Raw genomic sequence first — 14,461 nt, forward strand, 5'->3', positions numbered from 1 at the left:
TGGTAGCTACAACAGATGAGAAATAACCGAATTTTTACGCAGAAATCCCGTGTCTGTGTAAATCAAAATTGATAGACAGTTTCGCACGCAAGTTACGAAACAGGGGAATTGTTGTCTTTTTTTAACCCCAAATAGGTGTATTATGTCAAATTTAAATTTTCCAGTTTCTGTAAGGGCGATCGCCTTTATCGACACAAGAGTACAAGATTATCAAAGTTTGGTGGCTGGGGTAACACCGGGTACGGAAGTTGTGGTGTTAGATGGGAACGAGGATGCGATCGCACAAATTACTCAAATCTTAGCCCTTCGTACCAATATTGACAGCATTCACATCGTTTCTCACGGTGCTCCAGGTAGCTTACAGGTGGGTGATGGTAGCTTGAGTTTAGACGATCTAGAGTGCGATCGGCATTCTCTACAGCAGTGGTTTTCGCGACTCAGCAAAAATCCACCTAATATCCTGCTGTACGGGTGCGAAGTAGCAGCAGGTGAGACAGGTTTAGCATTTGTCAAACGCTTGAGTGAGTTAACCGGGGCGTCGGTTGCAGCTTCCCAAAACCTCACGGGAAGCGCGACAAAAGGTGGAGACTGGGAACTAGAAACAAGCACCGGAAAAATAGCAACACCGCTGGTATTTGCACTTGAAGTATTAGCAGGTTACGAACACGTTTTGAATAGTTTCAAGCCAGCTACCAACTTTCCTGTGGGTTCAAATCCCGTCTTAGTTGATGTTGGAGACTTTAACGGCGATGGAATAAAAGATTTAGCTGTTGCCAATAGCAACGCTGCCGGAGGTGGCACTTCTGGCACTTCTATTCTGCTAGGAAATGCCACAGGAGGCTTCAATCCAGCTACTAACTTGACTCAGGGAGGAAATGCCCTCGCGATCGGCAGATTTTTCGGAAGTAACAGAGACGGCTTAGTTGTCGATAACGGCAACGGTTCTCTCACGCTATTTTTGGGTGGCTTAGCTTCAAGCACTAATATATCTTTGAACCCAACAAGTCGGGCTAATTACATTGCTGCTACGGATTTTAACGGCGATGGCTTGACAGACTTAGCTGTAGCGACTACTCGCGCCACGGGTGTCCCCAATACTAATAGCGCTGTCTCAATTCTATTGCAGAATCTTGACGGGACTTTTAGTGCACCAGTCAATTCTTTGGTAGGAATACAGCCCACTTCTATCGCCGTGGGTGACTTTGATGGTGACGGGAAACAAGACGATTTAGCTGTGACAAGTCGCACCGCTAACACAGTTTCAATTCTGTTGGCAAACAATAGTGGAGTCTTTACTAATGGCCCAACTATTCCAGTGGGAACAGGGCCGTATTCGATCGTAGTAGGGAAGTTTGACGCGGACAATACAGACGACTTGGCTGTGAATAATAATACCCCTAATAATACCTCAATTTTATTACAAAAAAACCCCGGAACTTTTACTACTGCTCCCAATTTAGTGGCTTCTGGATTCGTGGCTGCCGGAGATATAGACGGTGACGGGAAGCCGGACTTGGCCTTCACAGGAGGTGCTAAAGGCGTGTCAGTTCTGATTGGAAAAGGTAATGGTGAATTTAGCACTCCGATCGACTTTCCGGTGGGTTCTGCGAATTCTTATCCCACTTCCGTTGTGGTGAAGGATATTGATGGAGATGGCGCGCTGGATATTGCTGCAACTAACTTTTCAGACAACACTGTTTCGGTGCTGCTCAATACACCCAGTAAGGTAAGTTTTGTCGGTGCCAAAGTAGGTGGTACTTACAATGTCAATGAAGGCGCTACCGACACAGTAATTGATATCCCAGTTACTATCACCAATAGCAGTTCTTTCGGCGATGTAGTTGTACCAATTGTCATCGACCCCAGTAGCACAGCTACTCTAGGTGCTGATTACACTCTTTCAACTACATCGCTGACTTTTCCTGCCAACACTACTACTCTCACCCAGAATGTTGCAGTCACTATCAAAGCTGACAATATCGTTGACAGTAACGAACAAATTATTCTCAATCTTGGCAAAGTTACAGGTGGTGTTGCCGGTACGAGTCAAGCAAAAGTCTTTATCTTGGATCGGAATAGTTCTTATACTATTGCTGCCAATACTCCTAGCGTTATCGAAGGCAATTCTGGGAAAACTCCGGCAACATTTACGATCGCTCGCAATGGCAGCACGGAACTTTTTAGTACAGTAGATTATACGATCGCCGGAACAGCGACTAACGGCAGCGACTACAACAATATCGGCGGCACTTCTGGCGCAACGACTGCTACTGGCAAAATTACTTTTGCAGCGGGCGAAACATCCAAAACTATTAGTTTGGATGTGTTGGGTGACGGATTGGTTGAACCAGATGAAACAGTTACGGTTACTCTATCGAATCCTGTTTCACCGGGTGGCGCGCCGACAATTGCGACGGCAACTGCTACCATGACGATCGCAAATGATGACACTGCCGGCTTCAGCGTTGCACCTACGAACATCACTGCGACAGAAGGCGGCGCAACGGGCAGTTACAAAGTCAAGCTAACTTCGGAACCTTCTGCACCAGTTAACATTAGCTTTAATACTGGCAATGCAATTAGCCCGATCGCCCAAATTACCTTTGACAGCACTAACTGGAATGTTGAGAAGACTGTCACTGCTACTGCGATCGACGATACTGTAGCACAAGGAACGCACACAGGGACGATCGCTCACACAGCTACCAGTACCGATGTTAGTTATAACGCCAAAGCGATTCCGAATGTAACCGCATCGATTACAGATAACGATAGTCCGGGTGTTTCCATTGTCCAATCTGCCGGTAGTACAAATATTGCTGAAGGCGGTGCAACGGCTACCTACGGCGTGGTTCTGACTACCATACCTACCGCACCTGTGACGATTAATTTTGACACGGGCAGTCAAATTAGCGCGATCGCACCTATCACTTTTACGCCCACTACTTGGAATGTTGCTCAAAATGTGACCGTTAGTGCGATCGATGACAACATCGCCGAAGGAACTCACAGCGGCACGATTACTCACAAGTCTGTCAGCACGGATACCAAGTATAACAACCTGACAATTTCTCCTGTAACTGCCACGATTTCTGACAACGATACCGCAAGTGTGATTATTTCACCGACGAGTACAACTGCTACTGAAGGTGGTGCTACAGGGACGTACAGCGTTCAGTTAAAATCCCAGCCCACGGCGCCTGTGACGATTAGTTTCGGTACAGGGGATCAAATAAGTGCGATCGCATCTGTTACTTTTGACTCTACTAACTGGAATGTGGCGAAACCTGTCACAGTAACGGCTACGGACGATGCGGTTGTTGAAGGCAATCATACAGGGACTATTTCTCATACGGCTGCGAGTGCTGATGCTAAGTATAACGGGATTGTCGGGATTCCAAATGTCGCGGTGGCGATCGCCGATAACGATCCAGTCATACCCAAGCCAGTCGATCCAGTCATACCCAAGCCAGTCGATCCAGTCATACCCAAGCCAGTCGATCCAGTCATACCCAAGCCAGTCGAGTCGATCCAGTCATACCCAAGCCAGTCGATCCAGTCATACCCAAGCCAGTCGATCCAGTCATACCCAAGCCAGTCGATCCACCGACAAGGATTGGAGGTAATGAGACGATTGCTGGTGGCATCGATGCAAAGAATTGGTGCGGTATAGAAGCTGGATTGGATAAACTTGAGAAAATTCTTGACAACCAATTACAGGCAGTTAACCTACCCATTGTCGGCCCCCTCAAGAACATTTCTCCAGATTTTATTAGCAACTTCAAGACCAAGCTAGTCGATACGATTAAAAATGGCGCTAATCAAAGTCTGAGTCAATTAGAAAGTAGCATCCGCAATACTTTAGGGCCGGATTTTGATGTCAAAGTAGATGGAAATTCAACTGCTGATGAAAGCACACTGCTAATTACACTTGGCAAGAAATACCAATTTCCTGATATCAATCTCTCCAAAGATTTAGGAGTGCCAGTTCTAGGTTTAAACGTTGATGGAAAAGCCAAATCAAAATACAACTACAACTTGTCCCTAGGAGTTGGTGTTAGTAAAGATTTCGGCTGTTACATAGACACTGACAAAACCAAGTTAACCGCCAATATCGACTTGGCTCTAAATGATGAATTCAAGGCTAAAGGGAACTTAGGTTTTTTCCAAGTTGACCTGGCAAACGATACCAAAAACCCTACTAAAGTCGATGCCAACCTCGAAGTCAAGCTGAATGACTTAGACAATCTGGGATTGCCCAATGATGGTTCTCGCCTCACCTTGCCAGAACTGCAAGGCAACTATCAGTTCAAAGACTTATTCAATGCCAACTTAACGAGTAATGCTAATCTCGGTCTCACCGGAAAAACCAGCATCAACGGCAATGCTGCATTCCCCTCCTATAACTTCGACTTAGCAGTTGATTGGCCGCTCCTAAATTACGCTAATGGTAAATTAACTGGACCGCAAAAGCCCACAGTTGCATTTAACAATATGCAACTAGATTTGGGGACATTTGTCAATAATTTTGCCAAACCAATTATCGGTAAAATTTCTGATGTCATTAAACCATTTCGACCAGTTATTAACTTTTTGAATGCCGACACTAAGTTACTGTCTAAACTAGGTCTAGCCGGGTCATTTGATAAAAATGGCGATGGCAAAGTCAGTGTATTAGAACTGGCAGCAAAAATATCTGGTCGCGATATCGATACTCGCTTTTTAGATGCGGTTGCTAAGGTTGATAAGGTTGTTAATTTGGCAACCCAAATAGCAAATTCTCCCGACAAAATCGACTTAGGCTCCTATACTCTGGGGAATATAGATGTTGCCGATCAAAGTGATCGTCTTCAGACTGCTTTTTCAGTCCCAACAACTGCTGTACAGCAAAGCGCAAACCAACAAATTAACTCCAAGACAAGCGGCAAAGTCAAGGAATTGTTAAATGCTTTACAAGATATTGATGGCTTTGATATCCCACTCTTGACCAAACCAGAAACCGCGATTCAATTGCTGATAGGTAAACCGGATGTTCCGGTTTTAAGCTATCAGATACCCAAACTGGAATTTGACTTTAATATTGAGAAAGATTTTCCGATCTGGGGGCCGCTTAAGGGTTTACTCGCAGGTAAGTTTAGTGCTTCAGCTCATCTAGGCTTTGGGTACGATACCTACGGATTAAGTCAGTGGAAAAACTCGAATTTTGCTGCGGGTTCTGCTGACCAAGTTTTGGATGGATTTTATGTGAGCGATCGCGAAAATGCTGACGGTACAGGGGCAGATGTTGACGAACTCAGTCTTGACGCTAGTATTGCCGTGGGTGCTAAGATAGATGCGCTAATTGCCGAGGGTTCTGTCAGAGGTGGAATTCAAGGAAAAGTCGGCATCGATCTGATAGATATTGGAGAATTCCAGCCCAAACAAGGCGGTGACGGCAAAATCCGAGTATCAGAAATCACTTCCCGTATCAGCCAACCATCGGCACTGTTTGATGTAACAGGACAAGTTAATGCTTTCTTGGCTGCTCAAGCTAAGGTAATTTCAGTAAAATTCTGTAAGAAAACCATTCCAGCAGTAAAAGTTTGGACGCCGTGGGGCCGCAAAACTATTATCCCTGAAATCACCATACCTATTCCTTGCGGAGCTGATTACAAAACAGTCTACGATAAGAACTTTGCCACATTTGAGTTAGCTAGCTTTAGTTTGGGGCCGAGTTATAGCACTAGAGGCAAAGCAATTAACGGCTACATGGCCGGGGCGACAGTCTTCTTCGATGGAAACTTTAATGGAATCAAAGATGACAGCGAACCGTTCTCAATTACTAACGCCGATGGCAGCTTTGACTTAGATGTCTCTCTTGACAGATTCGACAAAAACAACAGTGGCAACCTCGAACCGGATGAAGGCAGAATTGTCATTACCGACGGCATTAATACCTCTACTGATTTGCCGCAGCAAACACCATTGTTTGCCACGCCCGATGCTACTGTTGTTACTCCACTAACTACTTTGATGGCTGAGTTGGTCGAGCAAGGGATTAGCGTAACTGAGGCACAGACTAAAGTAAAATCGGGACTAGGACTGTCGTCAGGAATTGACTTGACTAGCTACGATCCGCTAGAGGCAATTACTCAAAACAATCCGAATGGGTTAGCTGTTTATGCCGCCCACGCTCAGGTACAAAATACCATTGTCTTGGTAACTAATTTAATTAGCGGTGCTTCAACTACTGCTAAAAATGAAATTGCCGATCGCATTATTTCCACCCTTGCCGATCGAATTAAATCCGGCCCTGTAGATTTAACCAATTCCGGACAATTACAAACCATTATTCAGTCGGCAGCGACTCAACTGCAAGTACCGCAAGTATCTGCCATTGCCTCGGATGCTGCGAAAATTATTGCAGAGGGCAATCAGCGGATTGGTGCGATCGCCTCCAGCAACTCCTCGCCTTCAGATGCAGCCACCGAAATAGCGCGCGTACAACTGGTGGAACAACGTGAAGTCACCAAAGACTTGCAGCAAGTAGCAGCAGGTAGTAAAACGATTCAGCAGGCGATCGCAGAAAACACGGGCGCATCTCTAAATACCCAAATTCAGTCAGCAACAGTTAACAATCCTACTGTTCGCAATACTGTAACAGATGATTCCAGCGCACCTTCAAATCCCGAAGAACCCTTCCCCGATAGCGGTATTGAATTAGTCAAAGATGGTCAAAACTTTACCGAAAGCACTGATGGTGATGATACTCTAGTCGGTAGCGCTGCTGATGATTTATTGCGTGGCAAAAATGGAAATGATTTCCTATTTGGCCTTGATGGCAACGATTGGATAAATGGCAATCAAGGCAACGACTTAACTGATGGCGGAATCGGCGACGATACCCTCTACGGCGGTAAGGGTTTTGATACCTTGACAGGAGGCGCTGGTAATGACTTTATTTCTGGTAATCGAGGCGAAGATATCCTGATGGGTGAAAAGGGTGAAGATACTCTCTACGGCGGTCAAGGTAATGATATCTTGGTAGGAGGTGAAGGCAACGATTACCTCAGCGGCGATTTGGGAGATGATACCTTACTGGGAGGCCTCGGGAGCGATCGCTTTTTACTCTCTATTGATTCTGGCATCGATACTATTGCCGACTTTGAAGATGGCAAAGATTTGCTGATTCTCGGTAATGGAGTGACTTTCTCGCAATTGGCAATTACTGAAAGTAATGGGATAACTCAGATTAGTTTTGCCGCCACCGGACAAGTTTTTGCTTCTTTAATAGGAGTGTCTGCCACTGCGATTAATGCGACGGATTTCACTTTGTTATAGTTCAATACGGTTCAGTTAAGACAGTCCACTGGGAAAAACGATTGCTCTCCCGCGGCGCAATGACAAACAAACCTTAACTGAACCGTATTCTGTTATAGTTATCGATACTATTAAACCTACTTTTTCGATCTTTGCCACTCCGATATGGTCTATCATGGTAAAATCAAACCTGACAATGCCTTACGAAATTGACTTAAGAACAGGCGCGATCGCAGGTACGCAGAACCAGTTTATTACTCTTGTCCAACCTCCGATTGATGCCAACGGCGACAGTTGGTTAGAAACGTTAGTAAAGATAGACTTTAAAGGTTTCACCACAGTTAAATTTATTGTTGACTACGGTACAACACCATCAGGATGGACGGTAAATATTGGTGATTCGGCATCGAATGACGGCTATGGAGGGGATGGCGGGACTCAAAGCAACGATGCTGAGATGCAGATTGCAAATGGGAATATGGCTGTTTTTGGTAACGACTACAATGCACCTCCTGGCGCTCAAATTATCCAGGGAAATGTTCCTAAGTTGGTAAGTAAAGGTTCCCGTATCGAGTTAGAAATTAGTAACAAACATCTGGCATGGAACAACCACAAAGGACTGCAAAATAGCTTGAACTCGCCGTACTTGTATGCTACTGCCAGTCAAGCTGATACGACGGGATCGGTCAACTCCAGCATCTATGCTAGCTTTAACAGGGTGATTAGCGGGCGATCGGATCGCTTGGGTTCGGGAGTGAGGAAGGTAACTATTCTTCTCGATCCGATCGACTATTCTATTACTCCTAAGGCTGTGGCAATTGCAGAAGGCAATGCTGGCACTACTCCTGTTACTTTTACCATCACTCGCAAAGGCGCTACATCCTGGGCAAGTTCCGTAGATTATGCGATCGGCGGTAGTGCGACCAACAGCAGCAATTACAATAATATTGGGGCAACTGATCGCGCAACAGAGATCGCAGGTACGATCGACTTTGCAGCGGGTGAAATATCCAAAAGCCTGACTCTGTATGTGGTGGGCGATACACAGTTTGAACCTAATGAAACGATCGCGGTTGCACTGTCAAATCCTGTGGCACCTTTTAGCTCTTATATTACCACTGCGATCGCCACAACTACGATTGACAATGATGACGGCTTAGTCGCTCATATTAATGTTTATTACGCGATCGCCGCCGTAGGATTAGCAGTCATGATTCTAAGTATAGCCAAATTGCGTTCCATGACATGAGGGCATTGATTTTATTGAGGTTATCTATAAATCAATACGGTTCGTTTAACACTCCTGATGATTGGAGATCCTCGTTAAGAAGCAGGGCAGTTTTATTCTCATCATAAAAATTAGGTACGTAGTTGGGCTTTAGCCCTCTTTATCTATACGTTTAAAGAGGGCTGAAGCCCAACTACGTACCTTAATTAATATGATAGTTTCGTCTGATTCGCAAATCTTTGTGGTACAGTGATTTCGGATTCATTTCCTGAATATTGTCTTTATCAAAATTTTAATTAATCGGCTATTTTTAAAGAAAAGTTTACAGAACTCCTCGAAGAAAGCTGCTATTGTTACTACAACAGATATTCCAACTGCAAGTTTTTACACAGATGCTGTGTCTTTAGCAATCAAAATTAAATTTTGTGAGAAAACTTAGCGAAATAGATGAATTGTTGTCTTATTTTTAATTTCCAAATAGGTGTATAATGCCAAATTTAAATTTTCCAGTTTCAGTAAAGTCGATCGCCTTTATCGACACAAGCGTACCAAATTATCACAGTTTAGTGGCTGGGGTAACACCGGGTACGGAAGTAGTAGTGTTAGATGGGCACGAGGATGCGATCGACCAAATCACCCAAATCTTAGCCGATCGGGCGAATATTGACAGCATCCACATTATCTCCCACGGCAGTCCCGGAAGTCTGCAATTCGGTAAAACCAGATTTTCCTTAGATAATTTAGAAACATATTCCCAGCAATTGCAGCAGTGGCGGAATGCTTTTACAGGCAGTGCGGATATTTTAATTTATGGTTGTAATGTTGCATCAAACTCCTACCCTTGCCCGAAAGTCCGCCGGGGGTTCAAACCCCCGTCTCAAAGCGAAAGTCGGTTGAAACCGACTGGAAATAACTCATTCACCAATGTCAGAAACCCGGTTTCTCTCTCGATTGTTGAGAATGCTGCAATATCTCAGTTGAAACTGACAGCTTGCAGCACGATCTATAATCCTGTACGGGCGAATTTACCAACAGTCTTAAAGACAACAGACAGGTTAAATAAACCCGCCCTCCCCCATGAAAAAGCCCCAATTGACATTGGTACAAAATCTCAGTTAAAACTGACTGAAAATAGCTCTTTAACACCTCGCGCTTATCCGCAAGTCCAACCGGGGTTAAAACCCCTGTCTCAAAGCGAAAGTCGGTTGAAACCGACTGAAAACAAGACGAATATTCAGTCATCTTTAGATGACTTTCGCTATGAGACGGGGAATTCATTCCCCGGCGGTACCGGGGAACAAGCGAGAGATTTAGATGTAGATTTAGATATAGACGGTTTCACCTTCCTCAAACGAATCGCCCAACTCACAAATGCCAATGTTGCGGCTTCCAAAAACCTCACGGGAAGCGCGGCAAAAGGCGGCGACTGGAAACTCGAAGCAAGAATCGGGGAAATTAACACACCTCTAGTATTTGCACCAGAGATATTAGCAAGTTACGAATATGTTTTAAATACTTTTGGTAACTCAACTAACTTTCCGATAACCTACAGTCTCCGCAAAGTTGCCACTGGAGATTTTAACAAAGATGGCAACCTTGACCTAGCATTTGCCACCACTGGATCTAATCGCAACGTCTCGATCGCACTGGGAGATGGCACTGGCAACTTTGGTACTGCCACTAATTTTAACACCAACCCACCAAGCGATCTAGCTACCTGGTATGTTGCTGTAGCCGACTTTAACAAGGACGGCAATTCTGACCTAGTTACGGCCAATTATTATACTAACAACGTTTCTCTCCTGTTAGGGAATGGCAATGGTACTTTTGGTAATGCTACCTATTTTGGTGTGGGGTCAAGTCCTTATACCGTAGCTGCGGGAGACTTTAATTCTGATGGCAATCCTGACTTAGTTACAGCCAATCGAAGCTCTAATAATATCTCTATCGTGCTGGGAAACGGTAATGGCAGTTTTAACGCAGCTACTAATTTAAGTGTAGGTTCAACTCCTTATTTTGTGCTTGTTGGCGACTTTAACAAGGATGGTAAGTCAGACTTTGCGACAGCGAACTCTGGTTCTAACAACGTATCTATCCTGTTGCAAAATGCTAATGAAACTTTCGGCGTAGCCACTAACTTTCCCGTTGGCAATAGACCTAATTATGTCGCTTTAGGAGACTTTAACGGGGACAATAATCCTGACTTAGCAACTAGCAATGAAGGCTCAAGTAATGTATCAATTATATTAGGTAATGGCACGGGAAGCTTTGGTGCAGCTACCAATTTTAGTGTCGCAACAGACCCTCTTGCTATTGCTGCTGGCGATTTTAATGTCGATGGAAAACTCGATATAGCCACAGCAAATAATGGATCGGAGGATGTTTCCCTGCTGTTAGGGAGTGGTAACGGCACTTTTGGCACTGTTATTAATTTTGGTGTGGGAATCAATCCCCAAGGTATTGTTGTAGGCGATTTTAACAAAGACGGCTTACCCGATTTAGCTACGGCAAACTTTGGCGGTCAAAACACCTCGATTTTGCTCAACACAACTCCTAAGGTGAATTTCGGGGCAGCAACTTATAGCGGTACTGAATCAACAACAGACATAATAGTCAATATTCCCGTTACTATTAGCAGTTCTCCCAACAATACGGTAACTGTACCAATTGTCATCAATCCCAGTAGCACGGCTACCCAAAATTCAGATTACACCTTTGCCCCTACAACTGTTACTTTCCCCGCGAATACTACTAATCTCACCCAGAATGTTGGAGTTACTATCAAACCCGACAACATAGCTGAAAATGCCGAAACCGCAATTTTTAGCTTTGGTACAATTACAGGTAGCCTTGCAGGTGCGATCGATCGCACTACGCTAACTATTGCTGCAAACGGTAAAATCTCTTATGCCATTGCGACTGAGATTCCTAGCATTCCCGAAGGCAATACTGGCACAAAACCTCTAATTTTCACCGCGACTCGCAGCGGCGATATTGGCGGGGCTAGTAGCGTCAATTATACGATCGCCGGAACTGCTACTAACGGCAGCGACTACAATAATATCGGTGGCAATTCCGGGGCAACTGCTGCTACTGGCACGATCGACTTTGCAGCGGGTGAAACATCCAAAACCATTACTGTTGATGTGTTAGGTGACGCAGTAGTAGAATCGGATGAAACTATTGCGGTTGCGCTGTCGAATCCTGTTGCACCGGGTATAACACCTACGATTACTGCTGCAACTGCTACAACTACGATCGCAAATGATGACAAAGCAGGTATCAACGTCATACCTCTGGATGGGAATACAAGTATTACAGAAGGCGGCGTAGCAGGAAGCTATGCAGTTAGGCTAACATCGCAACCTACTGCACCGGTTACTATTAGTTTAACTGCGGGCGATCGCATTAATCCGGTTGCGGCGATTACTTTCGATCGCAATAATTGGAATGTTCCTCAAAAGATATCTGTTAGTGCGATCGATGACAATATAGTGCAAGGGGTACTCGCTGGCACTATTACTTACGCTATTAGCAGTGCCGATGCCAATTATAACAGCTTGACAATTGCCGATATTACTATACCGATCGGCGATAACGATCGCGCTGGTGTTTCTATTATCGAGTCAGCCGGCAGTACGGAAATCGGCGAAGGCGGTGCCACAGATACTTACAGTCTGGTTCTCACTTCTGAACCTGTTGCCCCAGTTACGATTAACTTTAATCCGGGCAGTCAAATAAATGCGATCGCACCTGTGACTTTTACACCTAATAATTGGAATGTTGCTCAAAATGTGACTGTTAGCGCGATCGATGACAATCTCTCGGAAGGGACGCACAGCGGCACTATTACTCACACAAGTACCAGTAACGATGCTAATTACAACGACTTGATAATTCCCAATGTTACTGCATCGATCGCTGATAACGATCGCCCTGGTGTTTCTATTGTTCAATCAGCCGGGAGTACCCAAATCGGCGAAGGCGGTGCCACAGACACTTACAGCCTGGTTCTCACTGCTGCACCTACTGCACCAGTTACGATTAACTTCGACGCAGGCAGTCAAATTAGTGCGATCGCACCTGTTACTTTTACGCTTGATAATTGGAATGTTGCTCAAAATGTGACTGTTAGCGCGATCGATGACAGCATCGCCGAAGGAACCCACAGCGGCACTATTGCTCACAAGTCTGTCAGCGGCGACACTAAGTATAATGACCTGACGATTTCTTCTGTGACTGCCACGATTGCTGACAACGATACCGCCGGCGTGACTATTTCACCGACGAGTACCACTGCGACGGAAGGAGGTGCTACAGGGACGTACAGCGTCAAACTTACGGCGCAGCCGATGGCACCGGTGACGGTTAGTTTCGCGAATGGTACTCAAATAAATGCGATCGCCCCGATCACTTTTGACGCTAGTAACTGGAATGTGGCAAAACCAGTTACAGTAACGGCTACAGACGATGCGGTTGTTGAAGGGCCGCACGCAGGGGCGATCGGTCATACAGCCACGAGTGTTGATACCAAGTATAGTCAAATAGCAATTTCCGGTGTGACAGTGGCGATCGCTGATAACGACACAACACCAACCCCAATAATAACTCGGACTAGGACTCCAACTCCAACGCCGACACCAACTCCAAGTCCAACTCCAACACCTGCCCCAGAAGTAACGCCAACGCCAACACCTGCGATCGTAATTCCTCCCCCCGCCCCAACTGACGCACCTCAAACCCCAGACACCGATTGTATTTGCCGTACAATTGTGCCTCCAGAACTCAACCAACCCAATCAAGTTGATGATACTCTGTACGGCAACAGCAGCAACATAAATCAGTTTGGCACCCTGCAAAATGATGATTTCTACGGCAGTGAAAATCCCAATCTTTTCGATGCTTCTGAAGGCAATGACAATCTTTTTTGTGGCAATGACAATGACTCGGTTAACGGCAATGAAGGAAATGATTTTATTGTTGGCAACCTCGGAAATGATTTACTATCTGGAGGAAAGAACAACGATATTATCTTAGGAGGTGAAGGAGAAGATACCATTTTTGGTAATCGCGGTAGTGATTCTATTAATGGGCGAGAAGATGATGATTTTATTAACGGCAATCAGAGTGATGACTGGATTGATGGCGGTAAAGGTAATGATTCTTTATTTGGCGGCAAAGATAACGATTTAATCATGGGTAGTGAAGGCAATGATACCCTTTTAGGACATTTAGGCGACGATACCTTGTGCGGCGGTCAAGGTGATGATTATTTGAGGGGCGATCGCAATAATGATTTGATAGATGGAGGCGCAGGAAACGATCGCATTTATGGGGGTGAAGATGATGATACTTTGATTGGCTGTGAAGGGGATGATGTTTTATCGGGTGATTTGGGCAATGATAGTTTGATTGGAGGCCTGGGAATCGATCGCTTTTTACTCTATAATGATTCCGGCATCGATACCATTGCCGACTTTGAGGATGGTAAAGATTTGCTGATTCTCGGTAATGGCATGACTTTCTCGCAATTGGCAATTACTCAAAGTAATGGGATAACTCAGATTGGTTTTGCCGCCACCGGACAAGTTTTTGCTTCTTTAATTGGAGTGTCTTCCACTCAGATTAATGCTGCGGATTTCACTTTGCTGTAGTTAGTCTTTAATGTGCGATCGCCCTGGATGACCCGGTTTATCTAAAAAACCGGGTTGTCTGCGGAGAAATCGCCAAATTATATAGCCTTTCTCCGAAAGGTGAGGTACGTAGTTGGGCTTGGGCCCTCTTAGTTTAAGGGTTATAGAAGCTGTCAGTCATACCTCATCTCTTTGATAAAGGCTATATCATGTCCGGGCAATCACCCCTAATCTAGGTTTCCAATTTTTGCGATCGCACATCACCTTACTTGCCTAATTTATGTATCAATTACCACGCTTA

4 protein-coding genes are annotated in these 14,461 nt (G+C 45.0%); all 4 read left to right on the plus strand.

Annotation, left to right across the window (positions count from 1 at the left end; all coding sequences use genetic code 11):
• Positions 1 to 142 precede the first annotated feature (142 nt).
• The 4 genes from JGK11_RS09990 (at position 143) to JGK11_RS10005 (ending at position 14,181) form a co-directional block, all read left to right on the plus strand.
• A complete protein-coding gene (locus tag JGK11_RS09990) occupies positions 143 to 3,673 on the plus strand; it encodes a DUF4347 domain-containing protein (protein ID WP_293211432.1) in 3,531 nt (1,176 codons plus the stop codon).
• An 8-nt stretch (positions 3,674 to 3,681) separates the two neighbouring features.
• Positions 3,682 to 7,320 carry a calcium-binding protein gene (locus JGK11_RS09995; protein WP_293211433.1) on the plus strand — a complete coding sequence of 1,213 codons (3,639 nt, stop codon included), beginning with the start codon at positions 3,682 to 3,684 and terminating at the stop codon, positions 7,318 to 7,320.
• A gap of 154 nt (positions 7,321 to 7,474) precedes the next feature.
• On the plus strand, positions 7,475 to 8,548 hold the full coding sequence (locus JGK11_RS10000) for a hypothetical protein (RefSeq protein WP_293211435.1): 1,074 nt from the start codon (positions 7,475 to 7,477) through the stop codon (positions 8,546 to 8,548).
• Between the two features lie 467 nt (positions 8,549 to 9,015).
• Positions 9,016 to 14,181, plus strand: a complete 5,166-nt coding sequence (locus tag JGK11_RS10005; RefSeq protein ID WP_293211437.1) for a DUF4347 domain-containing protein — start codon at positions 9,016 to 9,018, stop codon at positions 14,179 to 14,181.
• Positions 14,182 to 14,461: the final 280 nt, after the last annotated feature.

The sequence above is a fragment of the Microcoleus sp. PH2017_34_RAT_O_A genome (genome assembly GCF_020737885.1).
Lineage (GTDB): Bacteria > Cyanobacteriota > Cyanobacteriia > Cyanobacteriales > Microcoleaceae > Microcoleus.

What these genes read in the sequence shown, in the direction of transcription:
- JGK11_RS09990 (WP_293211432.1), top strand. Translation starts at nt 143, where the DNA reads ATGTCAAATTTAAATTTTCCAGTTTCTGTAAGGGCGATCGCCTTTATC.
- JGK11_RS10000 (WP_293211435.1), top strand. Translation starts at nt 7,475, where the DNA reads ATGGTAAAATCAAACCTGACAATGCCTTACGAAATTGACTTAAGAACA.
- JGK11_RS10005 (WP_293211437.1), top strand. Translation starts at nt 9,016, where the DNA reads ATGCCAAATTTAAATTTTCCAGTTTCAGTAAAGTCGATCGCCTTTATC.